Genomic DNA, 26994 nt, shown 5'->3' with positions numbered 1-26994 from the left:
ACGCTTCTCTTAAGTATATAAGAACCCCGCTGCTTTAGCTGTGGGAGTAGTCAGAAACAATAATTTTCGTATGTTGATGTGTAATAGTTGAGTTATAGATTGAATAGTTTTATTATTCAGTCTATAAGGGTGTTTTTTACAGAGGGGGATATTGATGGTATTGCATGTAGGAGAAAAAATTACATTTGAACGTAAGTTTACAAAAGAGGATGTTGAATTATTTACGAGAGTATCAAAAGATGAAGGGGTTCATCATATCACACCAGACGAACAAGGACGATTTGTTGTACAAGGGCTTTTAACAGCGACGCTCCCAACGAAAGTTGGAGGTGACTATAACGTACTAGCGCGTAAAATGAATTACGAATTTTTACGTCCAGTTTTTAGTGATGATACGATTCGTTGTGATGTAATAATTGAACAGTATGAACCGGATGGAAAAAATCGTACGGCAATTACTACAACATTTACGTGTACAAATCAACTTGAAAAGGAAGTATTAAAGGGAAGCTTTTCAGGTATTATTCTATAACATTTAACTTATTTCAGTAGAAGTATTTGATAGGGGGAGTTTACCATATGAAAACTGCAGAAATTCTATTTTTTGAACGTCCATTTCCGAGTGCTAATAGTATTGTTATTCAAGATAATCAATCATTTTTAATTGATACCGGATTTGGTAGTGATATAGTTCGAACTGAGAAACTTTTAACCGAAGTAGGGATATTACCACAACAGTTAAATGGCATTATAAACACTCACTATCATAGCGATCACGTTGGTGGAAATCATTATTTTCAGCGACAATATAACCTACCGATTGCGGCACATCTTTGGGAGGGAGAAATGGTTAATCGTTGTGATTTCGAAACTTGTAGTGCCCACTATTTAGATCAACCAGTGGAACAATATGTTGTGCAACAGTTACTTGTAGATGAACAAGAGATTAATACGGGTAATAGTGCTTTACAAGTTTTACATACACCAGGACATACATTAGGACATATATCTTTATACGAGCCAAAACAGCAGATTTTAATTTGTGGTGATTTGTTTCATTACAATGATGTTGGATGGTTAAATATTTTTCGAGAAGGTACAAACAGTTTAGGACGTTCTTATGAAAGTCTAGAGCGACTCGCTAAACTTTCGATAAAAAAAGCATATCCTGGTCATGGTCGTGCCATCGACGACCCATTAATAATGATTGACAAAGCAAGAGAACGCATTGAAAAATGGATGGAATCACCAGAAAAAATGGCTTGGCATGCATGTAAACGAATTTTTTCTTTTACACTAATGTTGAAAAATGGATTAACGAAGCAAAATATTGCGCCTTATTTACTAAGTTGTGGGTGGTTTTACGATTTTGCTGTTCACTCTTTTCAAACAGAGCCAAAGGAATTCGTACAACCATTTATTGATGAAATGATTCGCTCAAAAGCGGCGATATGGGAACAAGACAAATTAATGGCGTCAGCACCATATGAAGTGCCAGATCCACAATGGATAGCAACCGATTGGAAACCAAATAATTGGACAAGATAAAGGTGCAATTTTGAGCTATAATTTTTTAAGAAATAGATGTAATAATTCAAAGAGATGAACTCGAAAGGGAGTTTACTTTGTGAATATTACATCTTTTTTAATTTCCTGTTTTATAATTACGGCTACCCTCAGCCAAATCAATATTGTTATGTTATTAATCTCTTAAATTCAAATGATTCCTACTATGCTGTTTATAATTGAGTACTTGGTCAGCAGCTAGAGAAGCCGTTTAGTTGAAAAATTTGAAACTATTTATAATTTACAGTCGTATAAAAAATATGGAGCTTCTTTAAGGGTTAATCACCTCTTAACGTATAAATGTAGGCTTATCATCAAAAGTTGTACACGTTATGGTGATGATTCAAAAATAGGGTAGTTAGTTTTAGCCATGGCAATTCGAAGAGATATTAATATTTATAAAGGGAAGTGTGTTATGCAATTTGAAGGTGCAATGTTAGAATATCGTTTGCAAAAAGAGAAAGACAAGTTTGAACCAATCTATTATTATACTAATATTGATTTACCACAAATTTTAACTAGAAGAGAATGTGAATTTTTTATTAAAGAAGGTAAGACGTATCAACAACTGTCTTCTGCTATTGAGGATGAGTTATTTGTAATTTATGTAAAATCATATGAAGAAACACCAATTGATATTAAAGAACCGTTATATGAAGGGATTAAACTGGAATTTCGTGAATTAAATGCCTATAAAAATCATCCGCTTATAACATTTGAATATATGACGAATCATCTAGATATTTTAAGCGTTATCGGAAGCATATATACATATATCGATGGTAAGGAATGGGAGCGTGATTCAGCTGAAATTGATGAAGACCGAGGCGTGTATGTTTTATATGTTAAGCCAACAGGATTTACGCTTGTAACATAGGGAGGGTATTTTTAGAATGAAGAAGACAAAGAAAATGATGACAGGGGCATTAGCAGCTGCGGCTTTAGTAACGCTCTCTGCTTGTGGGGACGAAAGGGGATATGAAGCGCCAACTGGAACGGATTGCGATGATTGGGAATGGGATAAAGAGACGGGTACGTATTATTGCGATGATAGTCATTCAACACATGCCGGGGGTTACTATTATGGTGGGAAATATTATACATCAAAAAATTCGTTACAAAAAAGTGCTGATTACAAAAGTTATGCATCGAATTACAAATCAGGAATAGGTAGTGGTTCAAAAGGCGGTTTTGGAGGGTAAAGATGAACCGATTTCGAGAAAATCGACAACAGTTTTTTAGCCAGATAAAGGATTTTTGGCATGATATATATGGTATGGAATATGTTCTATTTGATATTAAGAGAGAAAGTGCTGAAACGATCACTAAGATTCGCCAAGCAACCGAACAGATTGGCCATATTTTTTATAAGTCAGCTGCTTTGTTGCGTATGGTAGATGATGAGACACTTTTGCGACTTGGATTTCCCACTGAAACGCACTCTTTCATCCGTTTGCAAACACTGCCAGTAGAAAGTGTCATCGCTCGTTTAGATTTAGTAGTGACAGAGGAACAAGTGAAATTGCTTGAAATAAACGCAGATACACCTACATTTATCAAAGAAACTTTTTTTGTGAATGGAAAAGTGTGTGAACAGTTTGAGATGGAAAATCCAAACGACGGATACGAAGATCAGTTAAAACAAGCTATATTGAAAGCTGTAACGTCGTTGCTTCGTTCTAGCGGAAGAGATGGAGCTAACAATATCGTTTTCGCAGCACACTCTGATCATGAAGAAGATAAACTGACAACAATGTATTTAAAGGAACTCTCTGGATTAAAAAGTCAGTATATGGACTTTAATCACTTACAACTTGTAGATGAGCCAATTTTAGAAAATGAAGAGGTTGTCCTACCACAAGGTCTTTATGATAGAAAAGGAGAAAAAATCGATGTTTTATATCGACAGACGTATCCAATTGAACATTTAATATATGATGAAGATCCAATGACGAAAGAAAAAGTAGGTCAATCGTTAATGAAGTTTGTAGAACAACAGGACTTAGCCATTATAAATCCCCCTTCTGCTTTTTTACTACAATCCAAGGCAATAATGGCACTCATTTGGGGGCTACATGAGGAACAGCATTCTTTTTATACACGTGAAGAACATAACGCGATACATAAATATTTTTTACCAACTTATCTAGATCCAGACATGTTTTTACAACAAGGACAAAGTTTTGTGAAAAAGCCTGCATTTGGCCGCGAAGGAGACACTGTCGAGATTTTTTCCACTACAGGTAAAAAAATTGCGGAAGATATTCATAAAACATATAAAGATGAACTTCCTGTTTATCAACAGTTTATAGAGTTACCACAAACTATTATTCAAACAGAACAAGGTCCCAAACGAGCGCATTATATGTATGGTTGCTTTTGTATTAATGGTAAGGCAAGTGCAATTGGTATTCGCGCTGGAGGACAAATTACAGATAACGGATCTTATTTTTTACCAATAGGTTATTAGAAAATTTATAAGAATGTAAGAGCTTGGATCAAACTGAAGTTAGCTTAAAAGGAGTGTGTAAAAGAATGGGATTTTTCTCATTAGATAGTTTTTTAAATTTTTTATTGTATATAGGAACCGGGTTTATTCTCATTTTGATTGGTATTGTTGCATTTGCTTTTACAACAAAATTTTCAGAGTGGAACTTAATTAAAGAAGGCAATTTGGCGGTTGCATTAAAGCTATGGGGAAAAGTGATTGGGTTAGGCATCACATTATATACAGTATGGTCTTCAAGTGTTCATATACTAGATGCTATTATTTGGGGGTTAATCGGAATTGCTACACAAGTAGTTGTGTATTTGATTATTGAATACGTGTTAACACCAAAAACAAGCTTGGAGAAAAAAGTGGAAGAAGGAAATACTGCAGTAGGCTTCAGCTTATTTGCAGTGGGCATTACGGTAGGATTAATTATAGCAGGAAGTTTGTCGTATTAATCAATTTCGCCTTGGCGTAATTGCGTCCGGATTTTGAATTGTGCTCGCACAATTCATTCCTTTTAAAATCCGTGACATCCGCGGGAAGCTTTATCTTCATTCAGTAGGTGTTTGGACACACTGAAAAGGAACAACATCCGCATTCATCTCGCCACCTTCAGAGGTTGGAGCCTTTCGCTGAATGAAGATAATATGTATTTGATAAAAGAGAGCATGTTTTTATGAATGAAAAAACATGCTCTCTTTTTATTTGATCTGTACATGGAAAAGTCTCTGAAATAACAGATGATTTATATCATAATTCTTTGAGCTATATTATTTTCTTAATGGACAGTTCTTACAATATGGAATATCAGCTTTTGTATTTACTTGATAGTATCGACAACACGTTTTTCGAACGGGTACTTCACTCAATGTTTCCTTTCGTTGAAAAAAAGTTTGAAAAGGATTTTGTTCAATACCTAACCAATTAGTTTCAGAAGATGTAAATTCATTAAAATGTTCATTTAATTCATTTAAAGTATATAATTCTTCATTTTTACGAAGAGTTGCAAGTAGCCTTACAGCTAGATTTTCCCATAAGATCTTCAAGGAAATTTTACATTCCTTACTTATAATACCGATAATTGGTGTTAAATGTTGAGCGAAAATGCGATTTTTCCAACAATCGTCAAAAAGATCTGTAGGGTTTTCTTCAATTATCAAATTAAATGATGTTACATCAAATCGTGCTGTAGACCACCAATCCATTCTTTTCTTTTGCAGTCCATAATAATCAAGACTCGATGCTGCTACTAAAATTGCATAACGTTTTAAAAATAAAGAACCCGCTACAGATAAGGAAGAAGTATTTAAATAATTTCCATACTGTTTAATGATCGGTAGTAAAGTATCCTTATTCAATAATTGATGTAAAGGAATACCTTGAGGTGAAGGTTGTTTTTCCACGCCATAAGGCTCTAAATTCACTTTATATACCTCCCTATTCCTTTCGGGATACATAATGGAGTTTTAAAAAAGGATCCACTAATTTTGCTACTTCCATCCCAAATTCTTTTTGAACCATTTCTGCTAACAATATCAACAATTGTTCGTTGTTCAGAGCAATTTAATTCAAACAAATAATTTAACACTTCAAATTGATGAGTGATATCCAAATAAATAATAGGTTTAACTAATAAAGGCTGTATCTCCACATGCTGATAAAATGCATAGCGCTGCAAATATTAAGAGGAATAAAAGTAAATACTTTTTATTCGTCTCGTCTATTTCTTTTAATTAAGAATGATTTTCATTATCAATAAAATTGTAGTATAAATAATAGACAAAAACAAGAAAAAATATGCTTTTACTTTGATTACAATTTTTAAAAATACGTTGATATTTAGCATGTCTTGTCTTGTATCAGCTTAATTAGATTTAGATATTATGGAGCGCATTGAACACATTTTTTATTTTTGATATAGTGTTTGGAAAACTAGAGAAAGGGGAGTGCAGATCATAAAAGGGATTTTAGACTTAAAACGATTAACAGATTTATCAAATGAACAGTGTGAAATTATTTTAGATGTGGCTCAATACCTTCAAACAATTGCTGACCTTTCTCAAGCAGATATATTTATTAATTGTCTTTTGGAAGAAAAGAACGCATCTTTAGTTGTAGCAGAAGCAAAGCCTTCTACTACATCATCTTTGTATAAAAAAAGTATGTTAGGGCAAATAGCATTTGAAGAATTGGAGCCTGGTGTTTTATTTAGTTTAAAAACTGGGAAACCAATTTTTGGATCAAGAGGGATTACGGAAGAGCGCGGGATAATGCAACAAGACATTGTTCCTATAAAAGACCTGTGTGGGAAGACCATTGCCGTATTAATTAAAGAAAGGGATATCTCACAGGTAGTACAGAATGAAAAAAATATAGAGCAATTTATGGAAGCGACCAATAGTGAAGACAAGCAACGTGTATTTCAAACAATTGTCGTGCAGGAAATCCATCATCGCGTTAAAAATAATTTACAAGTTATTTCTGGGTTACTGCGTTTACAAATGCAACGTTCTCACTCGATAGAAGTAGCAGAGGTATTTCACGACAGTATAGCTCGTATATCAAGTATGGCTTTAGTTCATGATTATTTGGCTCAGCGTGGAATTGAGGATGCAGATATTAAACTTTTAGTACAACAAATTTCTACTTTGCTAGTCTCCTCGTCTATTATTCCAGGCCAACATATTGCTGTATCTGTCGAGGGGGAATCTGTCTCCTGTCCTTCAGATCAAGCGACAGCCGTTGCATTAATTGTCAATGAGTTAGTTCAAAATAGCATTAAGCATGCTTTTTCTTCAAAGAATTACGGGAGAATTGATATAAATATGAGACGACGAAAACAAATGGTTACGATTACAGTAATGGATGATGGATGTGGAATTGGTGATTCTTTTTCATTAGACGATGTATCATCTTTAGGATTACATCTTGTTAATATGTTAGTTGAAGAGAGGTTGCAAGGGGTTTTTTCATTCCATCTGACTGACAAAGGGACAAAAGTTTCAATAACTTTTCCGATCGAGAAAAACCCTGTAGAAATGTAATTGTACAAAATTTCGAGGAGGCTGGAGTTCTTGTTCCAAGAAAAGCCTAACTAATGGATTTGTTTTTCCAAAAAAGGAAGCGCTCTTTACAAAATCTTTGCTAGTAGTGTAGAATGAACTAAAATAATATCTGAGGCAAAGGCGCCTTTCACGCCTGAAGAGAATTTCTTCAGGGCTATGTGAAAGCGCCTTTTTTTCGTTTGATTGCAATCTTTAACATAAAAAAGGGGTGTTAAATGATGAAATTGTCCTGCGTAGTAAAAGGAACTCATTATACGTTTTCGTCGGTAAGGGAGGTACTTGCAAAAGCAAGTGAAGCGAAATCTGGGGATGTGATGTCGCGTATAGCTGCAGAATCGTCACTAGAGCGCATGGCAGCAAAAGTGGTACTTAGCGAGATGCAGTTGAAAGAAATTTATGAGAATCCGGTAATTCCGTATGAGATGGATGAAGTAACACGCTTGATTTATGATGATATTAGCGACACGATTTATAAAGATATTCAAAGTTGGACAGTCGGTGAACTGAGAAATTATATTTTGTCATCTGATACAGGTACAGATCAATTATTGAAACTTTCGAGGGGATTAACAAGTGAAATGATTTCAGCTGTTGCCAAGCTGATGTCAAGTATTGATCTTGTTCTTGCTTCACAGAAAATGAAATATCAAGCACATTGCAATACGACTATTGGGGAGCCTGGTCGCTTAGCATTTCGTTGTCAGCCAAATCACCCAAATGATGTTCCAGAAGGAATTTTGTATTCAATAAAGGAAGGGCTGTCCTACGGAGCGGGTGATGCAGTTATTGGTATCAATCCGAATGTGGATACGATTGAATCCGTCAAAAAGCTTTTGACACTTTCACATGAATTTATTGAGAAATGGCAAATTCCAACACAAAATTGTGTTTTAGCCCATATAACAACACAAATGGAAGCTTTAAAACAGGGGGCACCTATCGCGCTTATGTTTCAAAGTTTAGCAGGTACACAAAAAGGGAATGAAGCGTTCGGTATATCTAAAAAAATTCTTGATGAGGGCTATGAGATGATGGCTCGATATGGTACATCAGCAGGTCCAAACTTTATGTATTTTGAAACTGGACAAGGTTCGGAAGTATCTTTAAATGCTGACTATGGGGTAGATATGCAAACGCTTGAATCAAGAAGCTACGGTTATGCACGTCACTGGAAGCCATTTATGGTTAATACCGTTTCGGGTTTTATTGGACCGGAGACACTTTATGATGGGCGGCAATTAATCCGTGCGGATCTTGAAGATGGATTTATGGGGAAATTGCATGGCTTGCCAATGGGGATTGCTCCAAATTACACAAATCATATGGATGCCAATCAAAATGATCAGGAAGTTGCCGGTATCATAACAGCAGTTGCCGGTGCGAATTTTTACATGGGAGTACCGGGTGGAGATGATGTCATGCTGAATTATCAAGATACAAGCTATCACGATGATGCTAGTTTGCGTGAGATTTTGGGCTTACGACCACTTCGAGAATTTGAAAAATGGTTGGAGCATATGGGCCTGATGGAAAATGGAAAGTTGACAAAACGTGCAGGAGATTTATCAATTTTTGATTAAGGGAGGAGGGGTAAAATGGATATTCAAGAAATTGTTCGAAGAGTAGTAGAAGAAGTGCAGAAAAACATGAATTCGCCAAAAGAAGTCAATATTGATCAAAGTACAGAAGAAATCATATATTTTCCAGAAGAGCGGATAAAAGGGGTAGAGGAGCCGCATAACGCTGCATCTATTGAGCGAGCACAAAGCATTACACCTGCCCGCATTGGTATTGGTCGAACTGGAACCAGGATGTTGACGACAAGTTATTTACAATTTTTGATTGATCATGCAGCTGCGCAGGATGCTGTGTTAAGAGATGTAAGTGATGATTTTCTTCAGAATATGGATTTGTATAAGCTGGAAACAAAAGCTAGCGATATGAAATCTTACTTAATGGACTTAGATTCTGGTCGAAAGTTATCAGATGAATCGGTGAAGTTTCTTGAGAAAAACGGGGATAAAGGAAAAAATGTACAAATTATTATTTGTGACGGCTTGAGTTCATCGGCTGTTGAAGCCAATGTGGTCGATTTACTACCTGCTTTAATACAAGGGCTAAAATTAAAAAATATTAGCGTCGCAAAGCCATTTTTTATTAAGCGAGGGCGTGTATGGGTGCAAGATGAAGTAGCTGCTATTGTTAATTGTGACCTTGTTATTTCATTGATCGGTGAGAGACCAGGTCTAAATACGGATGAAAGCTTGAGTGCATACATGATTTACCGACCAACTGAAAAAACAGTTGAAGCCGATCGGACAGTAGTTTCAAATATCCATAAAGATGGGCTGACTTCGCTTGAAGCTGGTGCCTACCTATCTGATTTAATCGAACAAATGCTTCTTGCTAAGTGTACAGGAGTTTCTTTTGCGCAACAAAGGAGTTTCAACATGTAAGTAATGAAACATGTCATCTGTGATTGGATTCTCATTAACTTTTTAAAATGAATTTTAAGACAATTGTATTCTTTCTTATTCAGAAAGGTTGTGATGTTTTATGAAAAAACGGATTCTGATTGCTGAAGATGAACCAATTATTAGACTAGACTTAAAAATGATGCTTCAGAATCACGGTTATGAGGTAGTCGGAGAAGCAGGAGATGGGGATCGAGCGATTGAACTCGCTTTTAATTTAAAACCGGATCTTGTGTTAATGGATATTGAAATGCCAAAACTAAATGGTTTAAAAGCAAGTGAGGTTATTGGTCGTCAGCAGGATGTACCAGTGTTGTTGATTACTGCATACAGTCAAAAAGAATTTGTAGAAAAGTCTAGACAAGATAATATTATGGGGTATTTAGTTAAACCGGTTTCTGAAGCTAGCTTAATTCCAGCAGTCATCATTGCACTTCAACAAGCTAAAAGGACGCAGACGCTAAAACAATCTTTACAACTCACACAAGAACAGATTCAAAAACAGAAGATGATTGAAAGAGCAAAAGGGCAACGTAATGGGCAGTAGGCATTTATATAATAAAAGCATCCTACAATAAATATTATCCATTTTTTTACGTTATACACTAGCCATGAAAAGGCCATTATTATGAATATATGAATAATCGAGCGATACCCATTAATGCTATCGTTCAAAAAGATTATCCTTAATAACTGTCACTGCGAGGGAAAAGTATTTGTTTTTTTAATGTAGGATTTCATTTTTATAGCTGGATTGTTGCTACATCTTTTAAATATGCAGAAAATTCATTTTTTTCGAAAGGGCATGTAGTATTTTCATAGGATATTTAGATTCTTTTGATAAGTTCTAACAACATAAATTGGAATTTTTGTGGAATATAGAAGGGATTCGTCTACATGTGACGAACTAAACTAGAGTACAAATAGAGAGCAGATTGCTTACTCCTTTTTGTGCCAATTTAACGTTGACAATCCATCTTATGAGGAGTGATGTGGTATGTATATAAGAATAACAGATTGTTTTATCAGTAGGGGAATATTAATTTAGTAGAGAGTTCGTGATCATGGATTTCTCTACTACTAGAGGAGGAATCTGAAGTTTGATTAGTTTAAGATCAATTGATCAAAGCAATTGGGAAGATTGTATTCAACTGAAGCCTAAGCAAGAACAGGAAGGTTTTATGGCCTCGAATCTGTATTCAATTGCAGAAAGTAAGTTTTTACCGAATATGAAGATAAAGGCGATCTATTGTGAAGAAATGCTTATCGGTTTCGCGATGTACGGGATAGATGCGGATGATGGAAATTATTGGATATACAGGTTTATGATTGATGAGCAATTTCAAGGGCGTGGACATGGCAAGAGCGCAATGAAATTGATTATTGAAGACATCCGGAGTATAGATGATCGCACTGACGTCATATGGCTTGGGTATCAGCCGGACAACGAGCAAGCAAGAAAACTATACGCCAGTATAGGTTTTGAAGAGGAAGAAATAGCCCCCTGGGGAGAAATGTTAGCAAAGTATAATTTTCATTAAAATCATTAAAATATCGAAGAGCGTAATATGTATTACGTAACAAACTTTCAAGGGGATGTTCTAAAAGTTTACAAATGACTTTTGGAACATCCCCTTTTTTTATTTATCTTTATTCAGACGACGAAGAGAAAAACAGTGGGTGATTAGTAGTCCAAATAATCTGTACTAACCGCTCTCAAGTCAAAGTAAAATTCGACTCCGTTTTCGGTGTTATTTACGCCGAAGCTACTATTATGACGTTCCAATATTTGTTTTACAATGGCTAAACCTAAGCCTGAACCACCAAATTCTTTGCTTCTTGATTTTTCTACTCTGTAAAATGGATCCCAAATTTGCTCGATTTCATCATAAGGAATGAAAATATTTTCATTTTCAATTTTAAACATATATTTATTTAAACCTTCTAGATAGACAATTTTGATGTTGATACGGTTATGTTTTGGCGTATATTTTACAGCGTTGATAAATAAGTTGGTAATGACCTGCTCGATTCTTTTTATATCCCCATTTACATAAGCTTCCTCTTCAATTTCAAACAGAACCTGCAATCCTTTTTCGTCAGCCATTGCTTTGAATTTATCGTACACCTTTAAAAATGTATGCCATATGTCAAAGGTGCTTTCAGTAAGCTGATAGATAGGGGACTCTAGTCTTGAAATATCAAGCATTTCTTGTACCATTTCCGTCATTCGGTCGACTTCATCCAAAATAACATCACAATATTTCAAGTCGTTTTGCTCATATACACCGTTTTTTATCCCTTTAATATAACCGTTTATTACGGTTAAAGGGGTCTTTAACTCGTGAGATACGTTGGCAACAAACTCTTTTTCTTTTTCCTTCAACTTCAACTGTAATTCATAATCTTGTGCAAGCTTTTCATTGGCATGGACTAATTCCGAAATTTTCTGTTCTAGGTTTGTAGAAATTTTGTTCAATGCTTCGCCCATTTGTCCAAGCTCGTCTTTGGATTTAACAATATATTTTTCACTGAAATTTTGATTTGCAATCTGATTCGCGATCGTGCTCATTTTAACCAGAGGCTTGGATAATGTCTTAGAAAAAATAATAGCTATTATAATAACGATGATCATCGTAAAAACAAATAAAATAATATAGTACTGATTTAAATTGCCAATAACCTCATCCACAGATTGAAGAGAAGTGACAGCAAGTATTACCAAATCTGTTCCTTCCACATTTTCAATTAACATCAAATTATTAATGTCTGTCTGTGTGTCCCGTACTGTATATATTTGATTAGGTAACGTTTGGCCTTCATTTTTATTGGTCATGACAATCAATTCTTGAATGAGGACATTTTTTTGTGCTGTGAAGGATTTACTTTCAGTTGGTTTAGAAATCACTTTTCCTTCAATTGTAATAGGCTTAGGCTGCTCATTCATCATGTCATTTTCACTTACAGTGATTCCTTCAAAAAATATCGAAGATGCATCAGTTGGCTCTAAGATTCGAGTACCAATTTTGATTTTTTTCGGGAGAATCACAGATTCCTTATTATCCAATAGCAGACCCTCGATTGAGATGTTGTTCTCTTTATCTATTTCTTTATAGTCAATAGACATAAAGTCCTCTACGATTTTATACTCCTTGTTGTCCTTCGTTTTGACCACGAATTGCGAGTAATTATTGTTTAAAGTCGCTCCGTAATGAGCCTGAAGTTGATCATCGATAACCGAAATGATAGCATTATTACTCTCTGACATTTCAGAAATATACTGCTTAATTGTGTCGGTCGACTCATTGTTTTTGATCTTTGATTCAAGTGTATGGGCAAACTCCTCCATATTTTGTTTCTTTTTATGGATATAGTAGGGTTCAAAATAAATCGATTGAAAGACGATTTGGATTATAAATATGGCGGTAAATAATAAGATATGAATTAAAAAAAGCTTGTAGGCAATCCCTCTTTTTCGCATTATTCCACCTCGAATTTATACCCTAAACCAAATACGGTTTTAATTAGGTAGGCTTTATGCTGTAAGTTTTTTCTGAGTTTTTTGACTTGCGCATCAACTACTCTTGCGCTGCCGAAATAATCATATCCCCATACTTCATTTAATATTTGATCTCTGGACAAGACAATATGCTTGTTTTCCATCAAATATAGTAAAAGATCAAATTGTTTTGGCTCTAATTCAATGGACGTGCTATCTATCCATACTTCACGTGTAAGTTTGTTAATCGTGACTCCTTTTAGCGTCAAGGTTTCTTTGTCTCTATCTTCTTTTTTTACAGTATAGATTCTATCAAGAAGAACTTTAGATTTAGCTACTAGAATCTCAGGATTAAACGGCTTCGTCATATAATCGTCCACTTTAAATTCATAGCCCATCAACTGATCTTCTACTTCTGATCGTGCTGTCAGCATAATGATAGGAATATCTGATTTTTTTCTAATTCTTCTGCACACGGAGAATCCGTCGATTTCTGGTAGCATGATGTCGAGAATAATTAAATCGACTGTTTCTTCTTCAAACATTTGCAGACCAACCTTACCATCCGTCGCAATTAGAATTCTGTATTCGTTCATTGTAAAATAGTCAGCTATTATATTAGCAATTTTTACTTCATCTTCTATAATTAAAATCGTTCGCTTCATTCATTATCTCCTCAATCAATAAAGTGAAACTATAATCAGTGGGGGTACTTAACGCTCACTTATTAGTAGTCTTCACCAATTGGGCTTTTACGGTCAGTAAGTACTCCCATCTAAATTCTTTGCTATCGCTGAATTTTGAGCCTTGAACCTGACGCTTCGCTTTCGCTACAGATAAATTACTACCCGTTAATACGGGATAAAGCAGGCATCTTCATAGTAAAGTTACTTACCTTACGAAGAAAGATGCCTGCTAAATATATGGATTCGTTAATTCATCAATATTTGATACTCTCCGTCTTTTTCCTCATACTTAGCATCAAAGATTAATAAATCATCTCTTTGAATTGTAAGTAGTTTGTCCTGAGAGAATTCGATATCTTTTTTAGGAACAAATACAATCGTGTAACCCATTATCGTATTTGGATTCATCTTCGTCGGATCTTCCAAACCTTCCATAGGGGCTTCTAAGTAAAGAGATTTCATTTTGTTAAGTTTGATCCGAGTATCTGGAAGAATAATTTCTCTTGTCGTTGTCTGTATTTCTGCTGGATTTCCTTTATATTGGTATTCCACTATCATATCCTCAAACGAAGCTGAGGAGTTTTGGATTGTCACAGGGATTCTGACCGCTGCATACTGGTCATCCTTCTGTTTGGAAGCTATATCATCTACATAAGATTTTAGCTTAATATTATAATCATTGTAATAGTCATTGTTCGCTTTTTTTATATTCTCATGGCCTTCAGCTTTTTTGCTACCGAATTCAGAATCCAACAAACCTAAAGGAGAAGCTGTTAATATAGTCTTTTCATTAAGCTGCATGTCAACCGCAGAAGCAATTGCTAAAGCGCCGATATCATAAAATTCTCGCCCTTTCATCAAGAGTACTTCTTCTTTGCCTTGATCAGCTCCAATAAAATTATCTATAATATTTTGTGCAGTTAACTCATTTAATTCTTTTGCAGATGTGTCTGGATGTTTAATCATCTGATAGGCTTTCGACTCTAAATAAGTAGCCATTCCTTCAATATTATCGTAGCCATCTTGGTCCTTATTCTTCTTGTTACTATTTAAATATAATTCATAAAAATATACCGCTTTTTGAATCTGCTCGATTTTCTCATCTTTCGTTTTGGAATTAATAGCATCCTTTAGATATTGGTACATTTCATTCCGGTAATATCTACTGTCGATATCTTCGGGATATGTTTCAGCTCTTGTACCAAGACCCTCCACAGAGCCTCCTGACTGTAGTAGAATATGAATCCCTTCATGGACAATAAACTTAAATACATTTTCATATGCTGCTTTCTCATCTTTGCCAGAAATCAAATCTGACGCAAATTCAAGGTTAAAGACATAGGTAGGGTGATCGTTGAATGTCGTAAGTTGGAATGGCATCACCAACAATTGAGTGTCCTTGATGGAATCCGTACTGTACTCAATCACTTCGTCTTTAGGCCCAATATCGGTTTTCTGGTTGTTAATTAAATAGGCCATTTTATTAGAAGGATTCAACAATAATATTTGCTTATCCTCATTATTGAACGATGGCCATAGCTTGCTTGCATCGTCTATCAAAATCTTTTTAATATCTTTTACTAATTGGGGCGTTATTTCTCTAATTATTTTACTATTTTCAATCGGGTTGCTGTCCATCGAATCTTCGTTCGACTTCTGAGATTCCTCAACCTTTTTGTTTTCAGGCTTTTCGGTTGTTTCCTGATTATTGTTGTTACATGCTGTTAATATGGTTATGATCAAAAGCATGAACACTAAACGTACTGTTTTTAACATAATTATCATCCTTTTTTTATAATTAATCTTGTTTAAGAAGTTGAATCGGATTTAACTTTGCTGCTTGGTTAGCAGGAATCATACATGCTAATACATTAATTAAGATGCCAAATCCTATAGTTAGCAGCACTGTAAATACATCTATATGTAACAGCTCGAAATGAATTTTAGCTTCTAGTGCACGATTCAAAATAACCTGAACCACAATGCCTAGCACTGTACCATTAATAGAAGCCATGCCTCCCAACAAAATTGCTTCTGAAAAGAAGATCCAGCGAACTTCTTTGTTTCTGCCGCCAATTGCTTTGAATAAACCGATTTCTTTTCTTCGCTCTAAAACACTGATATAAAGAATAATTCCTACCATAATAGAGGAGATCAATAGAATTAACATAGAAACCCCAGTAATAGCAAGCTGTATATTTTTAAATGTTTTAGTTAACTCTTTCAATACATTTTCAGGTGTTGTAATGGTATAGCTTTGTTTAAACTGGTTGACAACTGAATTGATTGAACTTTTATCATCCACATACACTTCATACTTGTTGGTCGTTATTTCTGAGTCTTTTCCGATAAATCTTGAACGTTTAACAACCTCTGTGTGGAAATCGTATGGAATATATGAATATTCTTTTCCGATAAAAGATTGTTCCGTAATGGCAGAAATTTTCAGCTTTTGCGTGTCCCATCTAGAGGGATAGCTCGTAATTTCATCCATGGACAGAAACTTAATAGTCATCTCTTTGCCGATTAAATCTTCCAGCTTGCCGCCTTCCTTTAGTAGTTTTTTGGCTGTGCTTTCTGACAAGGCAATTCCGGGTTCATCTTCTTTTGGAAGTTGGCCATACAATACCTTCGGCGAGGCGTAATCGTTTCTATTTTTTTCTTTATGCAAAGGCTTGACATCAAAGCTGATGATATCTTTTTTCTCAATTCTTGCCGATAGCTCGAATTCAGGCTGCACTAATTTGATATGCTCATTTTTCTTGAGTTCATAATAATCGGAACTAGTCATATAATCTTGTTCTTTTTTAAAATCTAATTTTTTACTGTCTATTACTTTATCAGATGAATACTGTATATAGTTGTCTATTCCACTCCCGAACGCAAGGGCAAGTAAAAATCCACATATCCCGATAGAGATGCCAATGGATACAAGAAAATAGCGCCACCTTTTTTCCTTAATTCTGTGATACGAAAGTCTAAATGCTGATTTTAGTTGAAAAGAACGTTTTCGGGATGGTTCTTCTGTTATCTCCATTTGAACAGAATCTTGTTTACTTTGTTTTCTGTCCTCGATGATCTCTCCGTCTTTAACTCGAACGATTCTTGAAGCTTGCTCAGCAACCGCCTCATCGTGGGTGACTACAACGACCAAGCGGCCTTGCTCAGAAATACTTTTCAATAAATCAATTATTTCTTGAGAAGTATGGGAATCTAAGGCACCTGTAGGTTCATCAGCCAAGATGATGTTTGGCGACTTGACCAACGCTCTTGCAATCGCAACTCTTTGCTGCTGTCCTCCTGACAATTCATTAGCCTTTTGGTGAATCGCTTTTTCCAGGCCTACTTCTTGAAGGGCTTGTACACATTTTTGGTGAGCTTCCTTTTTCTCATATGAGCTCATAGCCAAAGCCAATTCTACATTTTCCAATACTGTCAAGTGAGGCATCAGGTGAAAATGTTGAAACACAAATCCGACGTTATCTTTACGGTAATCAGAATACTGATGATCATTAAACGTTGACATAGGTGTTTCATTTATGTAGACCTCTCCCGAATCGGGCTTATCCAGTCCTCCAAGTGTGTTGAGAAGCGTGGATTTTCCAGAGCCCGAAGCTCCGACAATTGCAACGAACTCACCGTTATCTAACATTAAATTTACATTTTTCAATGCAGGTATTGGGGTTGATTTATCCGGATAATAGGTTTTACTAACATTTCTAATTTCTATCATAGAATCACTCCATCTCTTCTAGTTGCTATCTATTAAGATAATGGTTGGTTATGATGGCCTTATGAATACCTTATGACTTTTTTGTGACTATTGGAGACAAAAGTCAGACATGAACTTATTGTTGACTACAAAAGAAAGGGGGTTATCCCATAAATCATTGATCAATGACTTTTGGGATAACCCCTGAACTATTATTTATATTACGGTTGATAAACTTTTCCTTTTATCGTTACTTTAGAAGCTGAGATTAGAATTTCTTTATTTGCTTCAAAATAAGGATTTAAAATCTTGTCGATAGCAGCCCATTTTTCATTAGATTTATCATAGTCACCTTTTTTATCAAGAGCTAATGCTTCTTCATAAAGCTTTTTTAATTGTTTTTTATCATTTGCCTTGATTTCGAAATCAAAGTCAGATACGTAATCTTCAAAGCTAAGTGGCTTCATGTAAGGTTTAATCATTTCATCGAATTGACCCCAAAGTTTTTCAGATAATTGATCATTTTTATCTTTATCTGCTTTTTGAGCATCTTTATAAATCGCTTTTAGTTTTGGTAAAGCATCAGCTGGAATATCTAATTTCATATCTGAAATGTATTCTTCAAATGTTACTGGTGGATATAGCGCATCTAAATAAGGTTGAAGAATCTTTTGGAATTCATCAAATTTTTCTTGTGCTTTATCTTCTTTACCAGATTTCTCTAATTTTATCCACTGTTCATAAATTGCTTTCAGCTGTTTTTTATCCTGCTCTTTAATCACAATATTTTTTTCACTAAATCCATACTCTTTGATGAACTCTTCAAAAGATACAGGTACCCAGCTAGCTAAAAAATATGGCTTTGTGATTTTCTCCATTTCAAGATTGATTTTATCTACTTCTTCATATTTCTCTTCTTTTTCTAACTTCTTCATTTGATTAAACAGCTTTTCTAATTTAGCTAGATCTTCTTTTTTAATTTCTTTAGGTAAGTCTTTTTTATAGACGTCAAACGTGTAGAAGTCTGAATAATCTTGTACTAAGCTACCTTCTACAGAAATTTCCTGACCTTCAGCTAAATTCATTTTTGCTATTTGTTCATTTGAAAATTTTTGAATTCCGATATAGTAGTTTTTACCGTCTTTCCCTTTGATTGTCACGCTATCTCCGTTAATGCTTTTAACAGTTCCTTTAACTTGTTGCTCAGCTTTAACAGTTATTTCATTTGTTGGTTTTGCTGTTGTTGCATCAGCTTGATGTGGCGTGAAGACAGCCATTCCTATTGTTAGTGCTGATACAATCATCCAAGCTTGCTTAGTTGTTTTTTTCATAATTAATTCTCCTCATTTTTTAAGACTCATATTGCTTACACTTCATAAGATAATGGTTTGTTATGACGACCTTATGAATTCGATATGACTTTTTTATGACTATTGAAAAAGTTTACTGATGTATGCAAAAGCAAGCAAAACGATTTCTAGTATTTTCTTATCATGTTTACTACATAGACATTTCAAAGAAATTCTTAGATACTAACCAAATGATGATAAAATTGCAAAAAAAAGGCTCATCATCAAAAGTTGTGGATGACATTTGTTAAAACGTATGCCATAGGGGTTGATTGGAGTGGAGGCTGGGCGACTCCTAGGGGATTAGCGTCACAGATGAGACCCTGGAGCGAGCAACGCGAGTGAAGCGGCTCATCGGACGCCCCCTGGAAAGCGCCCAGTCGGAACGGAAATCAACCACACGTTTTGGTGAAGAGCAAAAAAAATAATTTAGTGCAACTTTTCCTATTGCTGAAACGAGGATAGGTTGAAAGGTGGGAAGAGATGGACATTGAACAGCTTTATTTACGCTATATAAACGATATCTATCGGTATTTATATTCCTTATGCAAAAATCCAACATTAGCGGAAGATTTAATGCAGGATACATTTTATAAAGCGCACATTACATTACTAACTAATACAATCCAAGACATTAAACCATGGTTATTTAAAGTAGCCTATTATACTCATATCGATTACATACGAAAAGAACACCGTGTTAATCTCACGAATAATCTTGAACAATCAACATTTATGACACCTGAAATCATTGCGGTCAATGAGGATTCCTTCCATTCGTTAATTTCTTTACTCGATCAGCTATCGCCGTATGAAAAGCAAGTAATTATGTTGTGTGATGTGCATGATTGTACTTATGAGCAGGCGGCAAATATTTTAGATTTAAAATTAAATACGCTCAAAAGTCATTTATTGCGTGGGCGAAAAAAAATGAGAGCTTTAATAGAAAAGGAGAGACAGCAATATGGATGATTATGAAAAATTAATAGCAAGCTCCAAAGCAGAAATTGCAAATGCAAATGATCAAAGTAAATATCAAAAAGTCATTAAAAAAACAATATTTACGTCGAAATGGAAGCTGATTTTTGCAACTTTAACGATGATATTATTAATTGTACCAACAAGCTTTATGATGACATTTATGTATTATGCTTTTGGTACAAGTTCTACAACATTAATGGATGTGACAAGTGAAACGCTTTATGTTACAGAGCCTAATACATCACTGGAAGAAATAGATTTTGATATGTCTTTTACGCCATTTTCAATGAAGCTTGCATTTGAGCAATATAAGCGTATCGGAGAGGAAGACTATAAAGCGAATACTTATGATTTACGTTTTTTCCTTGGTAGCTTATCTAAAAAAGAAGTGAACACATCTTTAGAAAGAGTAGCACCAAAACATCCAACAGAAACTAATCCTTGGTTAATACATCCTGACAACAGGAATTTGACGATGGATACTGGTCGAGAATGGAGGGTGCTTGACGGTTTACCAGATGAAACAGTTGTGGAAGCTTATATTTCATTTTTTGATCTTATGACAGTTAAAGAAGCAGAAAAGGCAATGCCTAATGTCGATGTTGTGTGGGCTGCTGTCGATACCGGTGTAGAAAAAACAAATTTAAGTAAAGATGGTGATGTTGTTTCACCAATTGGCTATCCTGTGCAACGTGATAATTCCACATGGTCACCATTTCGCGATGCAACGTCAAATGAAGAAGTGTTTATGGATATTTTAAAAAATATAGAGCAACACGAAGAGCTTGCGACAGAGATTTCTAGCGCCAAAAATTTAGCATTGCCAGAACGTATTGCTTATATTGAGGAAAATGGTGTGAAAACATATGGGGTTGTTGTGACAGGACCGAAAAAGGATGTCCTTGCATTAGAAAAAATGAATAATATTGTACGGTATTTAAAAGTAGGTGAGGTGAAATTATGGAACTGGTCACGTTAAAACGATTTGAAAAAGGATTTGTCACTGCCGGATGGCTTGGGATGATTGGTGGCTTATGTCTACTTTTATTACTTAATATATTGATAATAACGAATATTGATATAACGGATAATAACTTCTATTTGTTAGTTTATCTAACAGCTCCTTTTAATGTCATTGCTATATGTTCTAAAAAAAGTCGTTCATTAGGGCTTTGGGGATTAAGTATTTTATTATTCATCATGATATTTACAGTAACTATTTTCATTTTAGGATGGATGGTAATACCATTCCCTTAAAAACTGTGTTTCAAAATAAGTTTTATGAGTTGAAAAAACGTTAAAAGAGAAGGTAAAATCATTGGTTTACCAACATGTTCACCTTCTCTTTAAGTTTCAAACTTGCCATTTGTTTTAGCTATCACTTTCTGGAATGCTCATTTCTATACTGTTTTGGTGTAATACCTGTGAAATGGTTGCTTTTTTAGCATCTGATCGCGCTGGCTATATGACTGGATCAATTGTTCTAGTTGATGGTGGTTTAACTTTATAATATTTCATAATTTTTTCTAATTTTAAGTTAAGAAAAATCCCGATTAAGGTCACTTATAGGTGTCCATTATTCGGGATTTTGGCTCTTCACCAAAACGTGTGGTTGATTTCCGTTCCGACTGGGCGCTTTGTTGCTGCCGCTACGTTAGCACTTCGCTTTCGCACAGAGCAAAGCTTCCAGGGGGCGTCCGATGAGCCGCTTCACTCGCAATGCTCGCTCCAGGGTCTCATCTGTGACGCTAATCCCCTAGGAGTCGCCCAGTCTCCACTCCAATCAACCATTATACAGTGCATATATTTTTAAAAATGTCATCCACAACTTATGGTGATGAGCCGGGATTTTATTTATTTTTACTTATTTTTCAAAAGCTCTATTGATGATTATAGTTCTTTATAATGTGAATTTTTTTAGCTCTACAGTCAATGTATTTGTCATTTCTTGAAGTTCAGATACCTTTTCACTAATTTTCTGGAATGATAGTAGTTGCTCTTGAGAGGAAGCAGATATTTCTTCTGTTCCTGCTGCTGTTTCTTCGGTGATAGCTGAAATGTTTTCAATGGCATTGTTTATTTGCTTACTTGTTTCGCTTGTCTGTTCCATATCTTTAGCAAGGTGTTGTAATTGATCATTAATGTTTAAAACATGTGTAGCAATCGCCTCAAATGACTTTTCTGTATCGGTCATCGAATGTGATTGTTCATTAGAAAGCTGATGTCCACGCTCTGCAGTAGTATGAATGAGCGTAATGCCATCTTGTATATGTGTAGCCATAGAAGTGATTAAACTAGTTGCTTTTTCAGTTTCATTGGAAAGTTTTTTGACTTCCTCTGCCACTATTGCAAATCCTTTTCCAGCTTCTCCAGCACGTGCTGCTTCGATTGCCGCATTCAATGCTAGCAGATTGGTTTGATCGGCAATAGCGTGAACGGCTTTAGCTGCGCTCTGAATTTCTGTTGTAAATTGAGAGAATTGAGTAACAGCATCTTTAATATCCAACGATGTGGATGTAATATCCTTCGCGATGGAGGATTGCTTTTCTAATGAACTACGGCCATTTTGAACAGCAGCAAGTGCCTGTTTACCGTTTATTGCTGATTGATTGCTAGTCTGCTGAACAATAGTAAATTGATCTGTCATAGTATTCATAAGGATAGCTGTTGACTGGATATCTTCTGAGATAGTTAAGCTTCCTTTTGCCAGTTCGTCCGTTGATGCGGCAATTTGTTTATTGCCTGCATTAACGGTTTCAATATAGCTTGTGACATCTTGTGTAAATAGATTGACATTTTTACCTACATCGTCAATGGATTGTACGGTGCTTTTTAAACTATCAATCATTTTGGAAAAGTTCTCCGTTAATTGATCGACTTCATTTCGACTATCTTTCTTATAAGATAGGGAAGAGGTATCTATCGTCAAATTCCCTGCAGCCACCAATTGTGCACAATCCACGATATGATTAATCGGATTTGTAATTCTTTTCGTTGCGACATAAGAAAAAATGATGGTAGCAATAATTAGAAGGATACTTCCTATTATTGTTGTTGTGGTAATAAAAGTAATTTTCTGTTTTGTCAAATCATTCATTTCTTTATACCATTCATTTGTTTCTTTTTTCAGTAAGTACATATCGTTTAAAATACCGGATATTCTTATTGCTTGTTTTTTAATCTCTGGACGGTTGTTAGCATTAAAACCCGTTTCGGTAGCTTTTTTCAGTTCTATGTATTTATCATCGATTTTCTTGATGATTGCCTTATGCTCAGGAATCTTTGAAACAGAGGAAAGTGCATCTAAATTTGCGTCTGTTTCTTTCAAATTTTCAAGAGCTTCATTTTTATTTGCCTCACTGTCTAAATAAGTGTAATTGTTTAATGATTGGCTCGTTACAACTAAACTTTGCTCAAGCTCCTTCACTGCAAGTAAAAGTTCCGTATCATCTTGTGCAGTTGTTTGAATAGTAGCTGTTTGAACGATTATAAAGCCAATCATAGCCATTGCAAGCACAATTGGAATAAGTATGTTCATAAATAATCTTTTTCGTAATGTCACTGGCTGTTCCCCTTTTCTGCGGTAACTTTTATTTTACCTGAGACAATATCTTTTTTAGCTTGTTCAATGGCAGCCTGTTGTTCAGATGTTAGTTTGATAATACGGATATCTGCAAGTCCGACTCCATTATCAGCTAGACCGAATGAAAATGATTTTTCGGAAATTTGTCCTTCTTCAACTAGTGTTTTACACATGTTAAAAACAGCTTGGTCGACATTTTTTAACATGGATGTTACGACTGTTTTTTCTGCAATGTAAAATTGATCAGTATCAACTCCCGCTGCATATATACCCATTTCTTCAGCTTTCTTTATGGCGCCGAAGCCTGTGAATCCCGCTGCATGATAAATAAAATCGACGCCATTCTTTATGTAACGTTCTGCGATTGCAGCACCAGCCTCGGTATCATCAAATGTGCCGGCATACTCACTAACAATTTCGATATTTGGATTAAAATATCGAGCTCCCTCAATAAAGCCGTTTTCAAAATGATGGATAACCGGAGCATTTGCACCACCAATAAATCCTATTTTTCCAGTTTTACTCGTCATCGCCGCAACCATTCCGAGTAAAAAGCTTCCTTCCTGCTCTTTAAAGGTTATTGAAATGATATTCTCAACGTCTGATTGCGCATCAATAAGGATGAATTGCTGATCTGGATGTTGTTTTGCTGTCTTTTCCAGCGCCTCCTGTACGGAGAAGCCAAGCCCGATAATGACGTTATAATTTTCAGAGACAAGTTCTTCAAGTTTCTCTTCGTAATTGCCATCTGGAGCTTCTTTATAATCAAACAAAATACCTAGCTCATCACGTGCTTTTTCAAGCCCTTTAAATGCTGAGTCATTAAACGACTCATCACCAAGACCTGCATCTGAAAGCAAGATACCAATTTTGTAATCTTCTTTGGCTTTTTCAGTCGGAGCCGTTGAACAGCCTGTTATTAATAAAACTATCAAACAAAGGCTAATCATTATTTTTTTCAATAGTAGTACCTCCAGTTATATGTAATATATATAGGTTAAAAGTTGTTTATTTAGTCTAATGTCAGACGATGAAAGTTATATTAATACCCTTTAAATGTTATCAGTTTTTTTACAATTTACTACAGGAAAATGGTTTCAAATCATCCTCTATATTTTTTAATTACTGAGCATTTAGTATGTTATACAATGCGTTTTTACTGCAACTACAGTGAAAAAAAAGGGGTTATATTACGAAATAAGGACTAATGCATATTAAAATTGCACCTTTTCTATGGAAAATTAAAAAGCCTCGCAAACATTCAAAGAGTTTTCGAGGCTCGAATTAAACAGCACTAAATAATAATGATACTAACAATGCCAAGCGTTAATAGTAGACTTTTAGATATTTGAAAGTTAGAGTATGATTTTAATAACCTTTATCAGGCGTGTTGATTAGGAAAAAATAGGTTTATTATTGAGCGATAGTGTATAAAAATGGTTAATCAACACACCTGAACCTTTATAAAATTTGAATATGGTAGCCAAGGATTCGAATTGATAGAGTTTTAAGGCTAGATTTTGTATAAAATATTGCGTACTATGATATTTGTTTCTTTTTTAATTTTCTAATTTGTAAAAGGGTTGAACCAATTGTTAAACTTACTAAACTAATTGTACACTTAACATTAAAGTTTATAAAAGGTAATATATCCACTAGAAAGACTACTTCCAAAAACCCTGATAAAAGAAATACAGCAGCTATTAATTAAAATAGGTATCCTACTAAGATTAAAACCAACTTTCTAGCACAACCTCTCTCTTTATATTTTATTATTTCAATTTACAGTTGTTGTATTTTCCATAGTCATCTTCTCAGGCACATACATTACCTCAATCAAAAAACCGACAAATTTTAGTTCTACAACAAAACATATAATTAATGTGCCGTATTGTAAAGAATCCTCAAGATAATGGGCACTATCTTTAGATTCACCTTATCCCCCCTAGGGTAAGTCTTTTTTGTGGCAATCAATAATTTTGACAAATTAAAGAAGTTGATAAATCGAATCGAAACTATCTTCTGAGAGGTATATATAAATCACTTGAGTATTTTTGATACAGTAACTCTAGTGTTTTTAATATATCCTACAACTGTATACATTGCTTTTTAAATAATCCGATAATTTTGACTATTCTTCTAGGAATATTTAATCTAAAATAATTTTTGCAGATAGAAAGCCTAAAAGAAGGATTAAATAGGCTTGTAAGTTTCTGTAATGAAAGGATGTTAGAGATTGAAAATCCTGTATAAGGATATTTTAGATGAGAAAAATTTTACTTTTTTGTTGTTAGGGAGGCTTTTTAAAAGAAGTTCTTTAATATTATTTAGTTTGGAGCTCATTTGGCTAACGATGGAATTGACGAATAGCTCACCTCTCTATTTATCTTTAATGGTAATGGCTGAAACTTTGCCCTTTATATTTTTAGGGATTTATGGTGGAGTAAAAGCTGATAAATGGAACAAAAAGAAAATCATGGTCATTTGTGATCTTCTCATAGCAATCTTAATTCTTAGTATTCCAGTTATGTTCTTTTTAGGTTTTCTAAATTATTTCATATTGATGTGTATTGCAGTGTTAATAAGTATTTTAAATTGTTTTTCAGAACCAAGTTTTCGAGCTCTGTTACCAGAATTAGTTACAAATAATAAATTACAAAGAAGTAATGCTCTCTTGGATTCAATTCAACGTGGTGCTAGTATTATTATTCCTGCCTCAGTAGGGATAGTTGTTAAAGTTACCGATCAAATTCATATTTTAACTCTCGCATTCATTTTAATAAGTATTTCTGGTGTATTTCATTTGCTAATTAACTATAAAGTTACTCATTTGAATACTAATGATAGCGAACAAGGAACAATAGCCGAAATAAAATTGACTGTAGCTTATTTAAAATCACATAGAAATATTCTCTTTATTATATTTGTTCAAGGTATAAGTATACTGATAAATACAGGATTGTGGCGTGTGGGATTACCTATTTATCTTGATACTAATTTAGGAAAAGATATTTCAACTTTTGGAATTATTACAGGCCTACTTGGTGCTGCAGCATTCTCTACTTCTATTATTCTTGGTACACTGAAAAAACTTAATCCAATAGTAATTTTTAAAATAGGAATCATCCTATGGGGGAGTGGATTATTATTAATCGGTCTATCACCATCTATTTTTGTTATCTATATAGCAACAATTATTATTGGAATAGGTCAGGCAAGTGAAGGACTTGGAAGGATTATAATAATCCAAGAGCAAGTTCCCGGCAATATGTTAGGTAAAGTGTTCAGTATATCATCATCTATTAATTATACAAGTGACACATTATCGTTAGGGGTTATTAGTAGTATTTTGGCTATTTTCACTACATCCAGTGTCTTTTTGGGCGGAGGAGGAATTATTTTAATCATTGGTTTAATGGGATTTATGTTCTTTAAGAAAGAGAAATGAAATAACAGGCGTATTGATTAGGAAAAAATAGGTTTATATAGAGCGATAAAAGGATTTTTTGATGCTATTTTTGCTAATATATTTCCATTTCAACTGATTGTAGCGTAGGGTTACTCAAGTGCTCCTGTCGCTTTGCT

At 34.7% G+C, this 26994-nt stretch carries 23 protein-coding genes and 2 pseudogenes; 16 read left to right on the top strand and 9 right to left on the bottom strand.

Annotation, left to right across the window (positions count from 1 at the left end):
* The first annotated feature begins 154 nt into the window (after positions 1-154).
* The 6 genes from QRN68_RS01115 to QRN68_RS01090 all read left to right on the top strand — a co-directional run bounded on the left by QRN68_RS01115 (position 155) and on the right by QRN68_RS01090 (position 4515).
* The gene (locus tag QRN68_RS01115) at positions 155-532 is read left to right on the top strand and encodes a hotdog family protein (protein WP_285394740.1); all 378 of its coding nucleotides are present in this window, start codon (positions 155-157) and stop codon (positions 530-532) included.
* Positions 533-579: 47 nt separating this feature from the next.
* Positions 580-1548 carry an MBL fold metallo-hydrolase gene (locus QRN68_RS01110; protein WP_285394739.1) on the top strand — a complete coding sequence of 323 codons (969 nt, stop codon included), beginning with the start codon at positions 580-582 and terminating at the stop codon, positions 1546-1548.
* A 433-nt stretch (positions 1549-1981) separates the two neighbouring features.
* Positions 1982-2443 (top strand): hypothetical protein, encoded by a 462-nt coding sequence (locus tag QRN68_RS01105; RefSeq protein ID WP_285394743.1) that lies wholly within the window; start codon positions 1982-1984, stop codon positions 2441-2443.
* A gap of 16 nt (positions 2444-2459) precedes the next feature.
* Positions 2460-2768, top strand: a complete 309-nt coding sequence (locus tag QRN68_RS01100) for a hypothetical protein (protein WP_285394738.1) — start codon at positions 2460-2462, stop codon at positions 2766-2768.
* 2 nt (positions 2769-2770) lie between these two features.
* Positions 2771-4036 carry a glutathionylspermidine synthase family protein gene (locus tag QRN68_RS01095; protein WP_285394737.1) on the top strand — a complete coding sequence of 422 codons (1266 nt, stop codon included), beginning with the start codon at positions 2771-2773 and terminating at the stop codon, positions 4034-4036.
* Between the two features lie 65 nt (positions 4037-4101).
* Positions 4102-4515 (top strand): DUF350 domain-containing protein, encoded by a 414-nt coding sequence (locus QRN68_RS01090; protein WP_285394736.1) that lies wholly within the window; start codon positions 4102-4104, stop codon positions 4513-4515.
* 315 nt (positions 4516-4830) lie between these two features.
* Here QRN68_RS01090 and QRN68_RS01085 read toward each other — a convergent pair whose 3' ends face one another.
* A complete protein-coding gene (locus QRN68_RS01085) occupies positions 4831-5484 on the bottom strand; it encodes a (2Fe-2S)-binding protein (RefSeq protein ID WP_285394735.1) in 654 nt (217 codons plus the stop codon).
* 119 nt (positions 5485-5603) lie between these two features.
* A pseudogene (locus QRN68_RS27010) lies at positions 5604-5696 on the bottom strand (cobalamin/Fe(3+)-siderophore ABC transporter ATP-binding protein); the annotation flags it as partial.
* Between the two features lie 310 nt (positions 5697-6006).
* On the opposite strand from QRN68_RS27010, the gene QRN68_RS01080 reads away from it, so the two are divergent.
* The 5 genes from QRN68_RS01080 to QRN68_RS01060 all read left to right on the top strand — a co-directional run bounded on the left by QRN68_RS01080 (position 6007) and on the right by QRN68_RS01060 (position 11140).
* On the top strand, positions 6007-7104 hold the full coding sequence (locus QRN68_RS01080; protein WP_285394734.1) for a sensor histidine kinase: 1098 nt from the start codon (positions 6007-6009) through the stop codon (positions 7102-7104).
* 239 nt (positions 7105-7343) lie between these two features.
* A complete protein-coding gene (locus tag QRN68_RS01075; protein ID WP_285394733.1) occupies positions 7344-8705 on the top strand; it encodes an ethanolamine ammonia-lyase subunit EutB in 1362 nt (453 codons plus the stop codon).
* A gap of 15 nt (positions 8706-8720) precedes the next feature.
* The gene (gene eutC, locus QRN68_RS01070; protein WP_285394732.1) at positions 8721-9581 is read left to right on the top strand and encodes an ethanolamine ammonia-lyase subunit EutC; all 861 of its coding nucleotides are present in this window, start codon (positions 8721-8723) and stop codon (positions 9579-9581) included.
* 100 nt (positions 9582-9681) lie between these two features.
* A complete protein-coding gene (locus tag QRN68_RS01065; protein ID WP_285394731.1) occupies positions 9682-10146 on the top strand; it encodes an ANTAR domain-containing response regulator in 465 nt (154 codons plus the stop codon).
* Positions 10147-10699: 553 nt separating this feature from the next.
* The gene (locus tag QRN68_RS01060; protein ID WP_285394730.1) at positions 10700-11140 is read left to right on the top strand and encodes a GNAT family N-acetyltransferase; all 441 of its coding nucleotides are present in this window, start codon (positions 10700-10702) and stop codon (positions 11138-11140) included.
* Between the two features lie 143 nt (positions 11141-11283).
* Here QRN68_RS01060 and QRN68_RS01055 read toward each other — a convergent pair whose 3' ends face one another.
* The 5 genes from QRN68_RS01055 to QRN68_RS01035 form a co-directional block, all read right to left on the bottom strand.
* A complete protein-coding gene (locus QRN68_RS01055; protein WP_285394729.1) occupies positions 11284-13080 on the bottom strand; it encodes a sensor histidine kinase in 1797 nt (598 codons plus the stop codon).
* Positions 13080-13763, bottom strand: a complete 684-nt coding sequence (locus QRN68_RS01050) for a response regulator transcription factor (RefSeq protein WP_285394728.1) — start codon at positions 13761-13763, stop codon at positions 13080-13082. The genes QRN68_RS01055 and QRN68_RS01050 overlap by 1 nt, the downstream gene beginning before the upstream one ends.
* A 267-nt stretch (positions 13764-14030) precedes the next feature.
* Positions 14031-15560, bottom strand: coding sequence for a hypothetical protein (locus tag QRN68_RS01045; protein ID WP_285394727.1), 1530 nt, complete (start codon positions 15558-15560; stop codon positions 14031-14033).
* A 22-nt stretch (positions 15561-15582) separates the two neighbouring features.
* Positions 15583-17517 (bottom strand): ABC transporter ATP-binding protein/permease, encoded by a 1935-nt coding sequence (locus tag QRN68_RS01040; RefSeq protein ID WP_285394726.1) that lies wholly within the window; start codon positions 17515-17517, stop codon positions 15583-15585.
* A gap of 200 nt (positions 17518-17717) precedes the next feature.
* The gene (locus QRN68_RS01035) at positions 17718-18827 is read right to left on the bottom strand and encodes a hypothetical protein (protein ID WP_285394725.1); all 1110 of its coding nucleotides are present in this window, start codon (positions 18825-18827) and stop codon (positions 17718-17720) included.
* Positions 18828-19328: 501 nt separating this feature from the next.
* Here QRN68_RS01035 and QRN68_RS01030 point away from each other — a divergent pair.
* The 4 genes and pseudogenes from QRN68_RS01030 to QRN68_RS01015 form a co-directional block, all read left to right on the top strand.
* A complete protein-coding gene (locus QRN68_RS01030) occupies positions 19329-19817 on the top strand; it encodes a sigma-70 family RNA polymerase sigma factor (RefSeq protein WP_285394724.1) in 489 nt (162 codons plus the stop codon).
* Entirely contained in the window at positions 19810-20805 is a 996-nt protein-coding gene (locus tag QRN68_RS01025) for an anti-sigma factor (RefSeq protein WP_285394723.1), read from the top strand. Before QRN68_RS01030 ends, QRN68_RS01025 begins: the two co-directional genes overlap by 8 nt.
* Positions 20787-21083, top strand: a complete 297-nt coding sequence (locus QRN68_RS01020) for a hypothetical protein (RefSeq protein ID WP_285394721.1) — start codon at positions 20787-20789, stop codon at positions 21081-21083. The genes QRN68_RS01025 and QRN68_RS01020 overlap by 19 nt, the downstream gene beginning before the upstream one ends.
* Before the next feature lie 169 nt (positions 21084-21252).
* Positions 21253-21336, top strand: a pseudogene (locus tag QRN68_RS01015) (SDR family oxidoreductase); the annotation flags it as partial.
* Positions 21337-21726: 390 nt separating this feature from the next.
* Here QRN68_RS01015 and QRN68_RS01010 read toward each other — a convergent pair.
* On the bottom strand, positions 21727-23388 hold the full coding sequence (locus tag QRN68_RS01010) for a methyl-accepting chemotaxis protein (protein WP_285394720.1): 1662 nt from the start codon (positions 23386-23388) through the stop codon (positions 21727-21729).
* Positions 23385-24371 carry a BMP family lipoprotein gene (locus tag QRN68_RS01005; protein WP_285394719.1) on the bottom strand — a complete coding sequence of 329 codons (987 nt, stop codon included), beginning with the start codon at positions 24369-24371 and terminating at the stop codon, positions 23385-23387. The genes QRN68_RS01010 and QRN68_RS01005 overlap by 4 nt, the downstream gene beginning before the upstream one ends.
* A 1274-nt stretch (positions 24372-25645) precedes the next feature.
* On the opposite strand from QRN68_RS01005, the gene QRN68_RS01000 reads away from it, so the two are divergent.
* Positions 25646-26857: an MFS transporter gene (locus tag QRN68_RS01000; RefSeq protein ID WP_285394718.1), complete on the top strand. Its 1212-nt coding sequence runs from the start codon at positions 25646-25648 to the stop codon at positions 26855-26857.
* Positions 26858-26994: the final 137 nt, after the last annotated feature.

Source organism: Lysinibacillus sp. fls2-241-R2A-57, assembly GCF_030209535.1.
GTDB lineage: Bacteria > Bacillota > Bacilli > Bacillales_A > Planococcaceae > Lysinibacillus.
The sequence above is the reverse complement of the archived record's forward strand: the minus strand, read 5'-3'. Positions and strand labels throughout refer to the sequence as shown.

Coding starts and splice junctions, on each gene's coding strand:
- QRN68_RS01115 (WP_285394740.1), top strand. CDS start 155: ATGGTATTGCATGTAGGAGAAAAAATTACATTTGAACGTAAGTTTACA.
- QRN68_RS01110 (WP_285394739.1), top strand. CDS start 580: ATGAAAACTGCAGAAATTCTATTTTTTGAACGTCCATTTCCGAGTGCT.
- QRN68_RS01105 (WP_285394743.1), top strand. CDS start 1,982: ATGCAATTTGAAGGTGCAATGTTAGAATATCGTTTGCAAAAAGAGAAA.
- QRN68_RS01100 (WP_285394738.1), top strand. CDS start 2,460: ATGAAGAAGACAAAGAAAATGATGACAGGGGCATTAGCAGCTGCGGCT.
- QRN68_RS01095 (WP_285394737.1), top strand. CDS start 2,771: ATGAACCGATTTCGAGAAAATCGACAACAGTTTTTTAGCCAGATAAAG.
- QRN68_RS01090 (WP_285394736.1), top strand. CDS start 4,102: ATGGGATTTTTCTCATTAGATAGTTTTTTAAATTTTTTATTGTATATA.
- QRN68_RS01075 (WP_285394733.1), top strand. CDS start 7,344: ATGAAATTGTCCTGCGTAGTAAAAGGAACTCATTATACGTTTTCGTCG.
- eutC (WP_285394732.1), top strand. CDS start 8,721: ATGGATATTCAAGAAATTGTTCGAAGAGTAGTAGAAGAAGTGCAGAAA.
- QRN68_RS01065 (WP_285394731.1), top strand. CDS start 9,682: ATGAAAAAACGGATTCTGATTGCTGAAGATGAACCAATTATTAGACTA.
- QRN68_RS01055 (WP_285394729.1), bottom strand. CDS start 13,080: ATGCGAAAAAGAGGGATTGCCTACAAGCTTTTTTTAATTCATATCTTA.
- QRN68_RS01050 (WP_285394728.1), bottom strand. CDS start 13,763: ATGAAGCGAACGATTTTAATTATAGAAGATGAAGTAAAAATTGCTAAT.
- QRN68_RS01045 (WP_285394727.1), bottom strand. CDS start 15,560: ATGTTAAAAACAGTACGTTTAGTGTTCATGCTTTTGATCATAACCATA.
- QRN68_RS01040 (WP_285394726.1), bottom strand. CDS start 17,517: ATGATAGAAATTAGAAATGTTAGTAAAACCTATTATCCGGATAAATCA.
- QRN68_RS01035 (WP_285394725.1), bottom strand. CDS start 18,827: ATGAAAAAAACAACTAAGCAAGCTTGGATGATTGTATCAGCACTAACA.
- QRN68_RS01030 (WP_285394724.1), top strand. CDS start 19,329: ATGGACATTGAACAGCTTTATTTACGCTATATAAACGATATCTATCGG.
- QRN68_RS01025 (WP_285394723.1), top strand. CDS start 19,810: ATGGATGATTATGAAAAATTAATAGCAAGCTCCAAAGCAGAAATTGCA.
- QRN68_RS01020 (WP_285394721.1), top strand. CDS start 20,787: ATGGAACTGGTCACGTTAAAACGATTTGAAAAAGGATTTGTCACTGCC.